This window comes from Sutterella seckii (genome assembly GCF_009183815.1).
Taxonomy (GTDB): domain Bacteria; phylum Pseudomonadota; class Gammaproteobacteria; order Burkholderiales; family Burkholderiaceae_F; genus Sutterella; species Sutterella seckii.
Genome location: NZ_WEHX01000003.1, coordinates 30,613 through 46,767 on the forward strand (window position 1 = coordinate 30,613; position 16,155 = coordinate 46,767).

General features: G+C 61.1%; 12 protein-coding genes and 1 riboswitch. Of the genes, 7 read left to right on the forward strand and 5 right to left on the reverse strand.

Features of this window, described 5'->3' with window-relative positions:
* Nucleotides 1–56: 56 nt before the first annotated feature.
* The 3 genes from GBM95_RS01235 (at nt 57) to GBM95_RS01245 (ending at nt 3,607) form a co-directional block, all read left to right on the forward strand.
* Nucleotides 57–593, forward strand: coding sequence for a hypothetical protein (locus tag GBM95_RS01235; RefSeq protein WP_193222532.1), 537 nt, complete (start codon nt 57–59; stop codon nt 591–593).
* A gap of 236 nt (nt 594–829) precedes the next feature.
* Nucleotides 830–2,476 (forward strand): phosphomethylpyrimidine synthase ThiC, encoded by a 1,647-nt coding sequence (gene thiC, locus GBM95_RS01240; protein WP_152157428.1) that lies wholly within the window; start codon nt 830–832, stop codon nt 2,474–2,476.
* A gap of 294 nt (nt 2,477–2,770) precedes the next feature.
* The gene (locus GBM95_RS01245; protein WP_152157429.1) at nt 2,771–3,607 is read left to right on the forward strand and encodes a MetQ/NlpA family ABC transporter substrate-binding protein; all 837 of its coding nucleotides are present in this window, start codon (nt 2,771–2,773) and stop codon (nt 3,605–3,607) included.
* Nucleotides 3,608–3,749: 142 nt separating this feature from the next.
* Here GBM95_RS01245 and GBM95_RS01250 read toward each other — a convergent pair whose 3' ends face one another.
* On the reverse strand, nt 3,750–4,625 hold the full coding sequence (locus GBM95_RS01250; RefSeq protein ID WP_226963104.1) for an aldo/keto reductase: 876 nt from the start codon (nt 4,623–4,625) through the stop codon (nt 3,750–3,752).
* 264 nt (nt 4,626–4,889) lie between these two features.
* On the opposite strand from GBM95_RS01250, the gene GBM95_RS01255 reads away from it, so the two are divergent.
* Complete coding sequence (locus tag GBM95_RS01255) at nt 4,890–6,056, forward strand: hypothetical protein (protein ID WP_152157430.1); 1,167 nt, start codon at nt 4,890–4,892, stop codon at nt 6,054–6,056.
* A gap of 80 nt (nt 6,057–6,136) precedes the next feature.
* On the opposite strand, the gene GBM95_RS01260 is transcribed toward GBM95_RS01255, so the two are convergent.
* The 4 genes from GBM95_RS01260 to GBM95_RS01275 all read right to left on the reverse strand — a co-directional run bounded on the left by GBM95_RS01260 (nt 6,137) and on the right by GBM95_RS01275 (nt 13,307).
* Entirely contained in the window at nt 6,137–7,753 is a 1,617-nt protein-coding gene (locus GBM95_RS01260) for an amidohydrolase (protein ID WP_152157431.1), read from the reverse strand.
* 103 nt (nt 7,754–7,856) lie between these two features.
* Nucleotides 7,857–9,254 (reverse strand): APC family permease, encoded by a 1,398-nt coding sequence (locus tag GBM95_RS01265; protein ID WP_152157432.1) that lies wholly within the window; start codon nt 9,252–9,254, stop codon nt 7,857–7,859.
* Between the two features lie 284 nt (nt 9,255–9,538).
* Nucleotides 9,539–9,720: riboswitch (Lysine riboswitch) on the reverse strand.
* A gap of 118 nt (nt 9,721–9,838) precedes the next feature.
* The gene (locus tag GBM95_RS01270) at nt 9,839–10,336 is read right to left on the reverse strand and encodes a hypothetical protein (RefSeq protein WP_152157433.1); all 498 of its coding nucleotides are present in this window, start codon (nt 10,334–10,336) and stop codon (nt 9,839–9,841) included.
* A gap of 163 nt (nt 10,337–10,499) precedes the next feature.
* On the reverse strand, nt 10,500–13,307 hold the full coding sequence (locus tag GBM95_RS01275) for a heavy metal translocating P-type ATPase (RefSeq protein WP_152157434.1): 2,808 nt from the start codon (nt 13,305–13,307) through the stop codon (nt 10,500–10,502).
* Nucleotides 13,308–13,549: 242 nt separating this feature from the next.
* On the opposite strand from GBM95_RS01275, the gene GBM95_RS01280 reads away from it, so the two are divergent.
* From GBM95_RS01280 to iadA, 3 genes are all read left to right on the forward strand, one after another.
* Complete coding sequence (locus GBM95_RS01280) at nt 13,550–14,059, forward strand: MerR family transcriptional regulator (protein ID WP_152157435.1); 510 nt, start codon at nt 13,550–13,552, stop codon at nt 14,057–14,059.
* An 8-nt stretch (nt 14,060–14,067) separates the two neighbouring features.
* Entirely contained in the window at nt 14,068–14,637 is a 570-nt protein-coding gene (locus tag GBM95_RS01285; protein WP_193222533.1) for a hypothetical protein, read from the forward strand.
* 129 nt (nt 14,638–14,766) lie between these two features.
* Nucleotides 14,767–15,915 (forward strand): beta-aspartyl-peptidase, encoded by a 1,149-nt coding sequence (gene iadA, locus GBM95_RS01290; RefSeq protein WP_152157436.1) that lies wholly within the window; start codon nt 14,767–14,769, stop codon nt 15,913–15,915.
* Nucleotides 15,916–16,155 lie beyond the last annotated feature (240 nt).

A 16,155-nucleotide genomic window follows, 5' to 3' on the forward strand; every position in this document is an offset into this window, starting at 1 on the left:
CTCTTTGCCTCCAGTGCCGGCAATCCTTTTTTGTTCCAAATCCCAGAGGTTTCACAGTGCTTTTTTCGAAGGCAATTCCGGCAGCGGTTCTTGCAGCGTCACTTGTCGGCTGCGCGTCCGGAACAACCGGGCGCGTCGATGAGACGGCCGATTTTGCTCCCGTTTCCTACCGCTCGGTCTGCCTCCTCGAGAACGACGCTGTGAAGAGCCCGAAGCTTCCGGATGCGATTGAGTCGGGGCTCAGGAAGGCGGGGGTCGAGGTGACGCGGCTCCCCTCCGGAGCTGGTCCCATGACCTGTCCCTTCGTCCTCACGTACGACGTTCCTTCCGAGGACGGGCTTGTGAGCGTCGTCCGCTTCCAGACCTTCGAGCACGGCATTCCGCGCGTCGACGCCGCGGGCCGTGCGCCCGCCGGGCGCGCCCTCACGGTGAATGCCGTCGAGGCCTACGTGCAGGAGCTTTTCTCGAAGCTCGCTCACCGCAATCGCCCGGCAGCGGACGAGAACGTCCCTTCGGCTTCCGTCACGCCGCCCGCGGCCGCGAAAACCTTCCGCAGCGTCCCTTCGTGGCAGGCCCCGGATTCCGGCAAATAAAGCATTCGCGGGCGGACGGCAGTCCGAACGCTTAAAATTGTTTACGAGCAGTGCGCTGGAGGTACCACGGCTTTTCTCCCATCGGGAAGCGAAGCCGCGGTTGAGAGACACTCCCAACATCGGATCAGGTTCATACCTGCGGCGAGAAGCGCTTTCAGCAATGCAGAAGTTCATCGGGATCTTCTGCATTCCCTCCGGCACAGTGCTTTTCAACCTTTTCTTCATGGAGAAGCGCTGTGACGAATTCCAAGCAGCAGATTCCGAGAGTTGTCCCGCAGCGGGACGCATCCCCCTGCGATCGTCTTTTTGCGGGGAGGCTCCCCGGGGTCCGAGTCTACGGAAAGTCTCAGGCGGGCGAACCCGTGCCCTTCAGGCGGATTGATCTTGCGCCCACGCCGGCAGCCTTCGGAGGCGGCCGGCAGCCCTCGATTCATCTCGCCGACGTGACGGGTCCCTTCGGCGAAGGCGACGGGACGGACGCGCCCCTGAGGCGCGCGCGGCCGGCTCCGGGCGCTCCGACCCAGTACGAAGCGGCGAAGGCGGGCGTCATTACGCCCGAGATGTCCTTTGTCGCCGAGCGCGAGAATCTTCGGCGCGATGCGCTCGAAGAGGAGCTCGAGTCGCTCGGGAACCCAAAGGCGAAGGCGCTCTACGAGCGCTCTGCAAAGGCAAAGCGCTTCACGCCCGAAGACGTGAGGGCGCTCGTCGCCGCGAGGGAAGCCGTCATTCCGCTCAACTTCTGTCACCCGGAAGCCGAACCCATGGCGATCGGCCGGGCCTTTGCCACGAAGGTGAACGCCAACATCGGCACGTCCTCGATCTCGAAGGACTGGCACGAGGAAATCGAGAAGCTCCGCGAGGCGCTCTTCTGCGGCGCGGACACGGTGATGGATCTTTCGACCGGCGCGCACATTGTGGAAACCCGCGAGGCGCTCCTGAGGAGCTCCCCGGTTCCTGTGGGCACGGTGCCGATCTACGAGGCGCTCGAGCGCGCCGGCAAGCCCGAAGACCTCTCCTGGGAGCATTTCCGCGACGTCATGGAAGCCCAGGCGAAGCAGGGCGTCGACTACATGACGATCCATGCGGGGGTGCTGAAGGACCATGTGGCGCTCACGAAGGAGCGTCTTACCGGCATCGTCTCCCGCGGGGGCGGCCTTCTTGCCGCGTGGATGCATGCGAAAAAGGAGGAGAACTTCCTCTACGTCCATTTCGACGAAATTCTCGAGATTGCCCGCCGTTACGACGTGACGCTCTCCCTGGGCGACGGTCTGCGTTCCGGGTCCGTGCATGACGGCTGCGACAAGGCGCAGTTTGCGGAATTGAAGACCCTCGGCGAACTCAACCGCCGGGCCGCGGAAGCGGGCGTGCAGGTGATGATCGAGGGGCCGGGGCACATCGTTCTCCCGAAGGTGGAGCTCAATCAGAAGCTTGAGGATGAGTGGTGCAGCCGGGCGCCTTTTTATACGCTCGGGCCCCTCGTAACCGACATGGGCGCCGGGTACGACCACATCACGGCGGCAATCGGCGGCGCGCTGATCGGAGCGGCCGGCTCGGCCATGCTCTGCTACGTGACTCCGAAGGAGCATCTCGGACTCCCCGATGCGGCGGACGTCCGCGAAGGCATGGCCGCCTTCCGCATTGCCGCCCATGCCGCGGACCTCGCCCGCGGCATTCCCGGAGCAGACCTGAGGGACCTCGCCATGAGCTCCGCGCGCTTTGAATTCCGCTGGAACGACCAGTTTGCGCTGTCGGTGGATCCTGCGAGAGCCGCGGCATTTCACGATGAAACGCTCTCCGGGAGCGGCGCGCGTGAAGCGCATTTCTGCAGCATGTGCGGACCGCAGTTCTGCCCGATGAAGCTCGCCCGCGATCTTTTTGATTGAGAGCCGGGCTTCGCTTAGAGGTTTCCCGCAGTTTTGAGGTATTACCCGGCGGTCTTTTTTCGCTCCCGGGTAAACTTCAATCCATCGCAGGCCCCGAGGGGGCGTATCTCACAATCGAATCCTTCCGGATGTTTCCCGTCTGAGCTCGCGGAGCTCCTCATCTTCTGTCCGGAAACAAGTTGGAAACCCTCTTTCCGACGCGGTTCGAAATCGCTTTCCAAGATTCAAGAAAGCTTGCTTCCGGCGCCCTGAGCGGCGCGCGAAGCAGGCATGCCAGACCAAAAGGATTTTCCCATGCAGTTCACCAGGCTTTTTGCTTCCCTCGCTCTTTCCGCCGGCATCGCTGTCGGTCTTGCCGGCTGCGGCGACAAGGGCGCTCCCGCCCAGACGAAGGCGGACGCTGCTCCGCAGACGGTTACGCTCAAGGTGGGCGTTTCTCCGGTTCCGCACGCCGACATCATCAACTTTGTCGCGCCTCAGCTTGAAAAGGAAGGCGTCAAGGTGAAGGTGATCGAGTTCAACGACTACGTGCAGCCGAATCTCGCGCTTGCCGAGAAGGAGCTCGACGCCAACTTCTTCCAGCACAAGCCCTACCTCGACACGTTCGCGAAGGAGCATAAGCTTTCGCTCGCCGTTCTCTGCGCGGTGCACATTGAACCGATGGGCGTTTATTCGAAGACCGTGAAGAACATTGCCGATACGCCCGAAGGCGCCAAGGTCGGCATTCCGAACGATCCGACGAACGGCGGCCGCGCGCTGAAGGTGCTTGAATCCGCGGGCCTCATCAAGGTTCGTCCGGAAGCGGGCGTGCTCGCCACGAAGAACGACATCACCGATAATCCGAAGAAGCTCGACTTCGTTGAAGTTGAAGCCGCGCAGCTCCCGCGCGCGCTCGACGACGTTGCGCTTGCCGTCATCAATTCCAACTTCGCGCTTTCTGCGAACCTCAATCCCGTGAAGGATGCGATCGCGATCGAAGCGAAGGATTCGCCCTACGCCAACATCGTTGCGATCCGCGCGGGCGACGAGAACCGCCCCGAGCTTCAGAAGCTCAAGGCCGTTCTTGCCACGCCTGAACTCAAGAAGTTCCTCGAGGACAAGTATCAGGGCGCTGTGGTTCCGGCCTTCTGATCAACGCGAAGTGAAGTCCGCTGATGCTTGAGAAGCGAAAACGCATCTCAAGCGTCAGGTTGGGGAAATATCATGAAAAAACCGGCTGATTCCTGATCGGGAACCGCCGGTTTTTTCTTATGCGCCTCTCAGGGATGCGCGATCAGAAGGTCACGGTATCGGGGTGAAGTCCCGAGAAGGCCGTCTGAGGCATGAGCGTGAGTTCATCGCGCTCTTCAGGCGTGAGCTGGAATCCGAAAATGTCGAGATCTTCCTTCTGGTGGTGGAAGTCCGTGGCCTTCGGAATCGGGGCAATGCCGAGCTCGAGGCACCAGCGAAGCGCAACCTGCGCAGGCGTGACGCCGTGGGCGGCGGCAATTTTCTCGAGCGTCGGGTGACGCAGGAGCGTGCCGCGGCCGAGCGGGCTCCAGGCCTGAACAAGGATGCCGTGATCCATGCAGAAGCGCAGCGCCGCGCGCTGCGGATAGCCGGGGTGAATTTCAAGCTGATTCACCATGGGCTTCACCTTCGCGCGGGCGAGAAGCGGCACGAGGTGGTGCGGGAGGAAGTTGGAGACGCCGATGGCGCGGACGGCTCCCGCCTTGTAGATCTTTTCAAAAGCGCGCCAGGTGCCTGCGTTCTGCGCCTGCCAGACCATGGGCTCGCCCTGGGCGGCCGGCCAGTGAATGAGGAGCAGATCGAGGTAGTCGACCTGAAGCTGCTCGAGAATCATCGCGTAGGCATCCTCCGCGCTCTCGAAGGAGCGGTGCGACGCCCAGATCTTGCTCGTCAGGAAGAATTCCGAGCGGGGAATGCCGGATTCGCGGATGACGTCGCCGATCAGCGCGGCGTTGTTGTAGATCTGCGCCGTATCAAAGTGGCGGTAGCCGAGCTGGATCGCCGTCTGAATGGTGCTCTGGAAGTGCTCGTTGATGGGGATCTGCCACGTGCCGAAACCGATCGTAGGCATTTCTACGCCGTTGGCAAGCTTCACGGTCTGCTTCAGAGGTTCAATGACTGTTTTCTTTTTTGTCGTCACGATGTTCTTTGTCTCAATGGGGCGGGAGGCACCGGCAGGCCGGGCGAAAGCGCTTGTGGGGTAATGTCTGAATGAATGGTACCCGAGGAACCACGGATTTTATTTGATTTAAGAGAAGCGCCGATAAAAAATTTAGCGATCAGACTGCGGTTGGCCATAGACAAAGAGTGGGAAGTTGTGATTGTCATTTCAGGATTCGATTCCCGCCGGTAGAATCGACGAAGTCCTTCCAATTCGTCAGCATGGCTAAGCCTTCAGGGACACATGACCCAACTTGATTCTGAAATCATTACCTGGCTCTTCATTGCCTTTGCCGGAGCGGCTTTCGGCGTTCTGGCTCTCCACAGGGTCTTCTCGAAAAAGGATCTTCCGGGGAAGCGCCGTTCGGAAGGCGCTCCTTCCGAAGCCTCGCCGCGGCGGGAGCGCATTTCGTCCCGCCGGGAGAGTCGGGGGCTCCCGAAAGTGGAGGTCCCGCCTCCGCCTCAGAAGCCTGAAATCCTGGGTCCCGGACGGCCCACGCTTTTTGCCTTCTGCGCTGAAGGTTCTGAGAAGCCCGTTGCTCTCCTCCAGAGAGCCGATCGGTTTGACGACATGACCTCGTTCGAGGGAGCGGAAGTGAAGCCAGAGGGAAAAGCGCTTCTTCTGATCAAGGACCGGCTCGGCGCTCTTGCGCACGAACCCGATGACGAACTTGCAGACCGCACCTGGATGATCGCAGTTCCTGCTGAGAATTCCGGCAAAAAGGATGCTGCAGCGGGGAATCTGAAGCTGCTCGCGTTCGACGAAAAGGGATGCCCGATGGGCGGGGCAGCGCCGATCAGAGACCTCTCGGCAGAAGCGTTTGCTCAGGAATTGAAGAGCCTTCTCCCCAGGGAGGACGCAGGCGTCGCTTCCCTTCAGAAGCTCCTGAAGGAAGAAGCGGAACTGCTTCAGGAACTTCTTGATGCGCGCAAATGCGGGGAAAGCGAAGGCGCTGAGGATGAAAAGCTTCTTCAGCTCCTTGCGGCAGTCCCGTCGATCTCGCCCGGGGGCTGGAGAGATTCTTCCCGTACGCTCGATGCCGTCCTTCATGACGTGCGCGAGGCGGTTGAAGAGAGCGACAGGGCGCTGGCTGGCGAAAAGGCTGAATCGACGGATGATCGGCAGGCCGCGCGCGCTCTGATTCTCGACCATCTTCTTTTGATGCTTCTTCTCACGCGCACGATTCACTCGGGCGACTATCTCCCGGGCATGCGCGCCTCCGCCGAGGCGGTCCGCCGCGCCGTTCTCTGGGAAGCGAGAAAGGCATCGTCCTCCCGGACAGAAGCGCTTCTCTCGAATCTGAGGCGCGCCGAAGCGCTCATCGACGAGCGCGTGCTCGCAGCCGGCCGGAAGCCGAGAACGCTCGTGCGGGTTTCCGACGACGGCAGGATTGCATTCGGCTGCGTCTGAACCGAAAAACTCGGAAAAAAGAAAACCCGCACGAGGATTTGCGTCCCCTGCGGGTTTTTCATAAAGAGGCGTTCGTTTTATCAGGCGCCCTGGCGCTCAAAAACGAATTCGCCGTTCATCATGGTGGCGTCGACCTTCGTCTCGCGGAGCTTCAGGGGATCCATCTCAAAGATGTTCTTCGAGAGCACCACGAGGTCGGCGTAGTAGCCGGGGAGAAGACGGCCCTTCACCTTTTCCTCGAAGCTCGCGTAGGCGCCTTCAATCGTGTAGGCGTCGACGGCGTCGTAGATGTCGACGCATTCTTCAGGATGGAAGCCTCCTTCGGGAGTTCCGTCGAGGCGGCGGCGGTTGACGGCGCAGTAGAGGTTGTCGATCGGGTTCATGTCTTCGATCGGGGAGTCCGTGCCGAAGGACATGTGAACGCCGAGCTTCTTCAGCGTTCCGAAGGCGTAGGACGTGGCGGCGAGATCCTTCCCGACGCGGTCCTCGACGATCTTCGTGTCGTAGTGAAGGAAGATCGGCTGCACGAGGGCGAGGATGTCGTTCTTCGTGAAGCGCTCGAGGAGCGGCCGGTCGGTGATCTGGATGTGAATGACGCCGTGGCGGAGGGGATTTTCACCCGAGAGCGTCGCGTCGTAGGCGTCAAGGATTCTTTCAATCGCGCCGTCGCCGATCGCGTGCGTCACGACGCCGCAGTTGTGGTCGGCAGCCACATTCACGAATTCGCTGATCTCTTCGGGCGTCATCGTCGGGATGCCGACCGTCGAGGGATCGTCGTGATAGGGCCTGCGCATGAAGGCCGTGCGGGCGCCGAGGCTTCCGTCGACGAAGAGCTTCAGGGGGCCGAAGCGGTGGAAGGCGTTGCCCGAACCCATGACGTGGCCGGCGGCGAGGAAGCGCTTGTAGTCCTCCATGCTCGACTGGAAGCTCGACTGATGCCAGACGCGCACGAGCGGGTGATCCGCCATCACGCGGTTGTAGGCTTCAATCACCGTTTCCCAGGTGCCGCCGCGGACGTCGCAGGTGTGAACCGATGTGACGCCGCATTCGGCTGCATGGCGCATGGCCGTGCGGATGAGCGCCACGTCTTCATCGGCCGTGCGGTTTCTGAAGAGCATGAGAAGAGGCGTTCTGGCGTTTTCCGTGAAGATGCCGTTGAGGCGTCCGTTCGCGTCGCGCTCGATCGAGCCGCCTTCGGGCGCAACGATCGATTCGTCGACGCCGGCGCGCGCGAGCGCGGCGGAATTAGCCGTAAGCATATGACCGCAGGCGCGCTCGAAAACGAGCGGATATTCCGTCGTGATGGCGTCGAGGTCGTCCCTCGTGAGCATTCTCGGCTCGTCCGTGAAGTAGTCCTGGTTCCAGCCCATGCCGTGAAGAACGGTGCCGGGAGCGGGCTTCCTTTCCTCGATGTATTCGCGCGTGATGCGCTTCACGTCGGCAATGCTCTTCGCGTTCTGCAGGCGCACGTCGGAGAGCATCACGCCCGTGTTGAGGAGGTGCTGGTGCGAATCGATGAAGCCCGGAACGATGGTTTTGCCCTGGGCATCCCAGACCTTGACGTCGGCGGGGGCCTCTTCTCTCAGAGCAGCTTCGCTCCCGACGGCGCGGATGATGCCGTCCTCGATGAGGAGAGCCTCTTCAAAATGACCGCGCCTCACGTAGGCGTGCGCGTTGCGGATAAGCATTGAAGACATGATTTCGGAAATCCTTCAGGGGATTTTTTAAGGGAAACGGTTTCTTGTGCCGGAAAGCTTCAGAGCGCCGGGGATCCTGCGCTCTGAAGGTGTAAGAGAGGTTTTAATCCTTTTTGCCCGTCGCTGCTTCGTGGCTTCTGCGGAAAAGAATTTCGTAGATGCCGAGGCCGAGGATCGGAACGATCAGACCGAGGGCGGCCGTCACCGGATCCTGCCAGATGGTGTTGATGATGAGCGCGAGCATGAAGATCAGCACGAGGATGATCGAGAACGGATAGAGCCAGACCTTGTAGGGGCGCTCCATCGTCGGGTACTTGCGGCGCAGCACGATCACGGAGAGGAAGGTCATGCCGTGGAAGATGAGGCCGCAGATCGCTACGAGGCTCGTGAGTTCGGAGAGCGAGCGCGAGCAGACGAGGATCATCGCCATCACCATGGAGGCGAGCTGCGCGTTGATCGGCGTGCGGTAGGTCGGGTGGAGCTTGGCGAGGCTCTTGAAGAGCGCGCCGTCGCGGGCCATCGCGTAGTACATGCGCGGGAAGACCATGATGCAGCCGTTGAGCGAATTGAAGATGGCGAGCATCATCGCCGTGCCGACGATCGCCATGCCGGTGACGCCGAAGAGCGTCTCGGCGGCAGCCGTGCCGAGGTAGAAGTTGCCGTTCTTCACCATTTCAAGAATGGTGTCGTAGGGAAGCACGCGGTAGACGGAGTAGTTGAAGACCACATAGAGAACGGCGACGCCCACGATCGAAAGAATGAGGGCGAGCGGGAGGTTTCTCTTCGGGTTCTTCATTTCCTCGGCGACGGTGTTGAGGTTCGTCCACCCTTCATAGGCCCAGAGGGTCGCGAGGACGGCGAAGGCCATCATCGAGAGGATCGACGAGAGGGACGGGGCTTCAGCCGGGAAGTGGAAGAGGTCGGGCGACTCCTGACCCATGAAGAGGCCGCAGCCGATGATGAGGAGAATCGGCAGGAGCTTCAGAACCATGAAGACGTTTTGCACCATGGAGCCCAGCTTGATGCCGCGCATGTTGACGAGGGAGAGCACCACGATCGACACGAGGGCGATCGCCTTCTGCACCATGTCGTCGAGCGGATACATGCTCGAAATCGCCGCTGCAAAGGCGAGCGCGAGCGCGGAAATGGAGCCCGAGGACGAGAGGAAGAAGTTCGTGATGCCGCACATGAAGGCGACGCGCTCGCCGTAGGCTTCGCGCAGGTACACGTAGTAGCCGCCGGCCTTCGGCATCATGGCGCCGAGTTCGGCAAAGCAGATGCCCGAAAGGAGCGTGATGAGGCCGCCGATTGCCCAGACGAGGAGCGCAAGGCCGAGATTGTCGCCGGCGCGCTGAAGCACGATGCCGCCGATGTAGAAGATGCCGGAGCCGACCATGATGCCGGCAAGAACGGATATGCCGCCGAAAAGGCCGACTTCGCGCTTCATGCCGACCTGCTGAGAAGTGGATGCGGATTCCGGAGCAGGTGTTGGTGTAGTCATTTTTATTCTTGAGAACTGAAGGGAAATTTGGGGGAGAAAGCGCGCAAACGAAAAGAGCCGCACCGCTCATGCATTCAGCGGGTGCAGCTCCGAGAAAATTTCGTTGATGTGCGCTGGGGGCCTCTCCGCGACCCTCTTTCCGGCGCCTCTTCAGTCTTGCCTCACGTGCGGGATGCGCTTCTTTGGGGACGTCTCCTTCCCTGCGGGAATGCGCTCACGATCGGAAAGTGAAGAGCGCTTGAAAAGGAGGAGAAGCTCGAAGTGACGAAAAATGTCAAAGCATCGCCGCCGATAGCGCCTCCGGAAGGCCTGAAGGGTCTTCCAGGAGTCGCCGGCGTTTTCCGCCGGCGCCCAACCTGAAGCAGACATGCCTGTCTGCTGGTTTCGGCAGCTTGGCCTCCGGATCGCTCTCAAACGGGTGCCCCCATTGAGCGGCCATCATCCGCGCTGCGCCTCTATTCGACTGTGGTGAAGCGAACTTTGACACGCCTTCGCCCGGGCTGTCCAATGAGCGGCCCGGGAAAAAGCGCTTCTCTTGCGGATTCGGCGGAGGAAATAGGCGAAAGTGATTAGCGAGGGGCGCCTCAGCGCCGGTCGCCGCGGGGCCTTCTCGTGCCGGTCGTGCGCGATGTCGTTCCGAAGCGGCCGTTGAGCTGGAGGAACGCTGAAATGAGAATGGCGAAGACGCCGAAGATGATGGGCGCCTCGTCTCCAGAATCCGCGCCGGCGACGATCCCGATGAGGCCGAACATCGCAAAGGCGGTGGACACAAACTTGAGCGCGGGGTCGACCTTTGCCTTTCTTGCCGGAAGCGCCGCAGGTGATTGAGTGGCGCCGCGGCTCGCCTCCTCCATGCGCGCGAGCGCCTTCCTGCGGCTCTCATCCTCTCCGGAAGTCCCGGGAATATGAAGGGTTTTGAGGAGGCTTTTGAGCGAGGGCGCTGACTTTTCCGGCACTTCCGTTCCGCCCATGAAGTCCTCGGGTTCAAGAGGCTTCAGCGAGCCGGTTCCCCGCTTCTGCAGAGACTCAATGTAGCGGACGTAGTCGCCGTCGGGCGGTTCAAGATTGAGCGGATCGGTCATCGGGGAGCTGAGAAAGAGAAAAGGCTCTTGCGGGGAAGCGCCGGAAGAAAACTCTAAGGAAAAGAATAGCCCAAAAGAAAGATGAAAAAACGCCTGCGGAGACGGTTCCGCAGGCGTTCAGGAAGGAATATTTCGAAACGGATTGTTGAGCGCTTGACCGGCTTTAACGGGCCTGCGCCTCAACGGCTGTCGCCATGCGGTCGAGCTTCGGCTTCGCGCGCATCATGCGCATGCCGTTCGCCACCACGATGAGGCAGGTGCCCGTATCGGCAAAGACAGCCATCCACATCGTCGCCATGCCGCAGAGTGCAAGGATCGTGAAGATCACCTTGATGCCGAGCGCGAAGGCGATGTTCTGAACGAGCACCGAATGCGTCATCCGCGAGAGTCTGACGAGCGTTGCAACCGACGAGATCCGGTCATCCATCACGGCGATGTCGGCCGCCTCAATGGCGCTGTCGGTGCCGCGAACGCCCATCGCAATGCCGATGTCGGCCTGAGCAAGCGCAGGCGCATCATTGATGCCGTCGCCCACCATTGCCGTGAGGCCCGTCTTCTGAAGCTCGCGGATCCGCGAGAGCTTCGCTTCAGGAAGGAGGTCCGAAGAGACGTTCTCAAGACCAAGTTCGCCCGCAAGCGCTCTCGCCGCGCGTTCGTTGTCGCCCGTGAGCAGCCAGGGCGTCACGCCTTCAGCAGCAAGCTGTCTCAGGCCCACGCGGGTATCTTCCTTGATTTCGTCGGCAAGCTCAAAGACAGCGAGGACGCCGAAGGCATCAGCGAGCGCCACGCTCGAGCGTCCGCTTTCCATGGCTTCATGGAAGGCCTTTTCGACTTCATCGGTCGAGAGGCCGGCCTTTTGAACGGAAGCGAAGTTGAGGAGCGAGAGCATGCCGCTTCCGACGCGGCCCCTGACGCCCGCACCGGGAAGCGCCGTGAATTCCTTCACCTCATGGAGCTTCACGCCTTCCTTTCTCACCTCTTCAACAATGGCGACCGAAAGCGGGTGCTTGTTCATGGCGCCGAGGCTTGCGGCGAGTTCAAGCGCTTTTTCGCGGGTCGTGCCGGAGAAGAGTTCGATTTTCTCAACCTGGGGCTCGCCCTTCGTGAGCGTGCCCGTTTTGTCGAGGCCGACGTTCTTCAATTTCCTTGCTTCCTCAAGGAAGAGCCCGCCCTTGATGAGAAGGCCGCAGCGGGTGGCCGTGGCGAGCGCCGAGACGATCGTCACGGGGGTTGAAATCACGAGGGCGCACGGGCAGGCGATGACGAGAAGGCAGAGGGCCTTGTAGAGCCAGCCAAGCCAGTCGCCGACGAAAAGCGGCGGGAGGATGGCGACCGCAAGGGCAAAGACGAAAACAAGGGGCGTGTAGACCGCGGCGAAGCGGTCGACGAAGCGCTGCACGGGGGATTTCGAGGCCTGAGCATTCTCAACCGACTCAATGATCCGCGCCGTAAGGCTCTGCGAGGCAGGCGCCGTCACGGTGATGACGATGGTCGAAGAGAGGTTCACCGTGCCCGCCCAGACCGTAGCGCCCGGGCCTTTTTCGGCCGGCATCGATTCGCCCGTCACCATGGACTGGTCGAACGTGGAGGAACCCTCGATGATTTTGCCGTCAAGCGGCACGCGGTCGCCCGGGGCAATGCGCACCTCAGCGCCGGGGCCCACTTCCTCAACGCGCATTTCCACGTACGAGCCGTTTTCCTGACGAACGAGCGCTTTTTCAGGCGCCACGCTCATCAGGTCGCGGATGGAGCGGCGGGCCTTCGCCATCGAGAGCTGCTCGATCGCTTCAGAAATCTCGAAGAGAACGAGGACCATTGCCGCTTCAGGCCAGGCGCCGATCAGGACGCCCCCGGTGACGGCCACCGCCATCAGCGTATTCATGTTGAGGGTGCCCTTCATTGCGGACTGAATGCCCTTTCTGAAGGTGGTGAGGCCGACCAACGCAATCGCAATGACGGCGAGGACGAGGGTCGCGCCGGAGACGATGGCTTCCGGGAGGTGAATGACGCCCCAGTCGGCGGCAATTTCAAAGAATTCGCAGCCGATTGCAATGGCGAGCGCAAGGAAGTAGCGCTTCCAGGGCGTTTTGTCCTCGAAGTCCGCTTCGCGCCGACGCTGAACCATCACGGTCGATTCGTAGCCCGCCGCTTCAATCGCCTTTTTCGCGGCGTCGGCGAGGGCAGACGGAACCGCAATCGTGCGGTTCATGATGTTGAGCTCGTACCCGGAGATGCCGGCTTTTCTGAATTCGCGCTCGATTTCGCCCGCCTCGACGGGGCAGTCCATCTCGGGCACCGAAAGGAGCGTCTTCGGGCCGCTTACCTTCATGTCGTCGAGGCGCGAGGATTCAAAGCCCGCGGCCTTGATGGCGCTCTCCGCCTTTTCGAGGTCGGCGGCCTTCACCGTCACCGTCCGGTTCATGACGTCGAAGGAGTAGTCTGAGAGGCCCGCCTTCTTGAATTCCCGGTCGATTTCGCCTTCCTCAACCGGGCAGTCCATTTCCGGAACGGAAAGACGGACGTTCCCGGAGGGCGCCGCCTCGGCGCCGAGGTCGGGTTCGTAGCCCGCAGCCTTCACGGCTTCGATCGACTTGAGAACGATCTCATGGTCGGCAGGGAGAATGAGCTCGCGGTTCATGATGTCGAAGGCGTAGCCCTCGAGCCCGGCTTTCTTGAGTTCGCGCTCGATTTCGCCCGCTTCAACGGGGCAGTCCATTTCCGGAATGCGGATGCGGACCGTTTCGGTCACGACTTCGTCAATGCGCTTGAAGGCGAGGCCGAGCTTTTCGGCCGTCTGGAGGACGGCGGCTTCATCGAGTTTTGCATTCTCGGGGAAGAGAATGCGCACCGTGCGGGCGCCGTAGTCGGGGATGAGGCGGAACCGCTCATCGGCCTTCAGGACCGCCGCTTCAAAGGGCGAGAATTCAGCCGGACAGCACATGTCCGGGAAATTGAGCGTCAGAGTCTTCATTGTTCTTTTATCTCTGTATCAGGTGTTGCGCGCGAATGACTGCACGCATCGAAAAATTCCGATGCATGTCATTTGACACTCTGAAGCCGTTACAATGTCAAGCGCCGTTTTCCCCGTCTGCAAAAAACAACCAGACAATCCGGCCAGAAGCTGCCGCCATCCCGATAGGGCGGCCTGACGATTCGAGCCCAATCATTCAATTCTCTCGCATCGCCTGAAGGGCGGTGCCAAAGGCACGAGGAATGCGCATTCGAGATCTCTCGCAGCTCACCGGCAATACTCCGGAAACCATTCGCTACTACGAAAAAATCGGACTTCTTCCGCCTCCGGTCCGGGAGGCCAATAATTACCGTCAGTACGGCGCGATTCACGTCAACCGCCTCGACTTCATCCGTCACTGCCGCAATCTTGATATCGGACTTTCGGAAATCCGGGCGCTTCTCGGCGCGCTCGATTCCGGCTGCCCCGAGGGGGCTGATCTGGCTCACCGGCTGATTCATCAGCACCTGAAGCAGGTCGATGAGCGCATTGCGGATCTGCAGGAGCTCCGCGGGCATCTGATGGATCTCGAGGCGCACTGCAGAGGCGTTCACGACGGGAAGGAGCCCTGCGGCATACTTCGCGAACTCAATGCCCCGGGGCAGTCCGCACCTGTTCTGAAGGATCCGGCGAATGCCGAGGAAGTGCTCCGCGCCGTGGCGGAAGCGCAGCGCCGCGCAGACGAGCGCGCGAGGGAACTCAATAAATCCTGAATTTCATCATGATCGAAACCACAACCATTCATTTCACCGGCATGGGGCTTCTGCTCGCCGCCATTGCTCCCTGCCTGATAGCCTTCTTTCTCTGGCTCGTCGGCCGCTCGGTTCCGCCGGCGGTCGCCGGAGAAGGCATCCGCGCGGGCATCGGGGGGCTTCTTCTCGTGGTCCTCTTAATTCTGTCGGCCAAGGCTGCGGTTTCGCTCTTCGACCTCGGGCGCCAGGCCGGGGAGGCCGCGCGCGTGATCAGCATGGACGCGCAGTACGCGTGGCCTGCCATTAAAAGCACGCTTCCGGCTGTCATCAATGCCGTGAGCATCATCCTCGCGCTCGTGCTTCTCACGCTCGGGCGCACCCCGGGGACCTTCTGGACGGCGCTCATCGCCATCTGGGTGGCGGGTCCCGCGGACGATCTTCTGAAGATGCTGATTCTCGGGATTCCCTTCAACTTCACGCAGGGGCTCGCCGGCATTTCGTTCTTCACGATTCTCGTGACGGTCTACCTTCTCTTTTCGGTGAGAAGCGCCTATACGTATGGGATCGGAAGCGCCAGGCGCTTCAGAACCCTGCGGTGAGAAAGAAGCGGCTTCTCCCGGAAGCAAGCCGCAGCGCGTCCTCTGCGGCAACTAAAATATTCTTTTTCTGCTTTGGGCGCAGTCCGGAGGCTCCTCGATGAGCCTCCTCATTTTTTCGGAGACCCCACAATGAGCATTGCAACTCTCATCCGCAACGCGGATCTTTACGCTCCTGAACATGTCGGCCATCGCGACATTCTTGTTGCCGGGGGAAAAATCATCGCCGTCGATGACCGCCTCGACCCGAACATTCCCGGCATGGAAACGATTGACGCTGCCGGACGCGCCGTAACGCCGGGTCTCATCGACCAGCACATCCACGTTACCGGCGGCGGCGGCGAAGGCGGCTGGGCGAGCCGCTGCCCGGAACTCAACTTCTCCTCCCTCGTGAAGGGCGGCGTTACGAGCTTCTTGGGCGTCTCGGGCACCGACAGCATGTCGCGCTCGATCGAGAATCTCCTTGCCAAGGTGCGCGGCCTCACGGTCGAAGGCGCTTCGGGCTGGATGTGGACGAGCAACTACGCCTATCCCGCGACGACGATCACGGGAAGCGCGAAGATGGACATCTTCACGATTCCGGAATGCCTCGGCGTCAAGATCGCCCTGGGCGACCACCGCGCGTCCTTCCCGACGCCTGATGAGGTGCTCAAGCTCCTCGCGGAAATCCGCGTGGCCGGCATGCTGACCGGGAAGACCGGGTTCCTTCATATTCACTGCGGCGACTGGGGCGACGACATCTTCGATCCGATCGAATACGCGATCAAGCGCGGCATTCCCGCCAAGCACATGCGTCCCACGCACGTCGCGCGCCATCCGCACGTCTTCGACCGCGCCTGCGCCTTTGCGCGTGCGGGCGGCTACATCGACATCACGACGGGCGGCGGCTGCTACCAGGGAACGGCGGCCGATGCGCTCTTCGCCGCACTCGAAAAGGATGTGCCGCTTGAGCGGATCACCTTCTCGTCGGACGGCCAGGGCTCGATGCCGCGCTTCAACGAAGCGGGCGAAATGGTGGGCTTCGGTGTCGGGTCGATCAACTGCGACCTCGAGGCTATTCGCCTCCTCGCCGACAAGCTCGGACTCGAAAAGGCCCTGAAGCCCATGACGACCACGATCGCCAATGCTCTGGGCCTCAAGGGCAAGGGCCGCGTCGAGGTCGGCGCCGATGCCGATCTCCTTATCTTCGGCAAGGAGCTCTCGCTCGAGGAAGTCTTCATGAAGGGCCGTCAGGTCATGGCGGCAGGCAGGGTCGTCGTGAAGGGCGCCTTCGAGGAATAAGCCTTCCAAAGCCTGAAGCGCCGCCGGCTCTGAGGCGGCGCATTGCAGAAAAAGGCCGGGCATGTCCCGGCCTTTTTGCAGCCGGGAACTTCCCTCAAAACCCTGACGAAACCTTTGACTGCCGTTTCAGGATGGGCTTGTAGACGATTGTCCTTAGGTAAAATCATCGTTACTAAATGTAAATATTGTTGTAAACCCTAAAGGCTCTCCTTCAGAATTCGCGGACCTTTCGGGAGAAGA

What these genes read in the sequence shown, in the direction of transcription:
- GBM95_RS01245 (WP_152157429.1), top strand. Translation starts at nt 2,771, where the DNA reads ATGCAGTTCACCAGGCTTTTTGCTTCCCTCGCTCTTTCCGCCGGCATC.
- GBM95_RS01255 (WP_152157430.1), top strand. Translation starts at nt 4,890, where the DNA reads ATGACCCAACTTGATTCTGAAATCATTACCTGGCTCTTCATTGCCTTT.
- GBM95_RS01260 (WP_152157431.1), bottom strand. Translation starts at nt 7,753, where the DNA reads ATGTCTTCAATGCTTATCCGCAACGCGCACGCCTACGTGAGGCGCGGT.
- GBM95_RS01265 (WP_152157432.1), bottom strand. Translation starts at nt 9,254, where the DNA reads ATGACTACACCAACACCTGCTCCGGAATCCGCATCCACTTCTCAGCAG.
- GBM95_RS01270 (WP_152157433.1), bottom strand. Translation starts at nt 10,336, where the DNA reads ATGACCGATCCGCTCAATCTTGAACCGCCCGACGGCGACTACGTCCGC.
- GBM95_RS01275 (WP_152157434.1), bottom strand. Translation starts at nt 13,307, where the DNA reads ATGAAGACTCTGACGCTCAATTTCCCGGACATGTGCTGTCCGGCTGAA.
- GBM95_RS01280 (WP_152157435.1), top strand. Translation starts at nt 13,550, where the DNA reads ATGCGCATTCGAGATCTCTCGCAGCTCACCGGCAATACTCCGGAAACC.
- GBM95_RS01285 (WP_193222533.1), top strand. Translation starts at nt 14,068, where the DNA reads ATGATCGAAACCACAACCATTCATTTCACCGGCATGGGGCTTCTGCTC.
- iadA (WP_152157436.1), top strand. Translation starts at nt 14,767, where the DNA reads ATGAGCATTGCAACTCTCATCCGCAACGCGGATCTTTACGCTCCTGAA.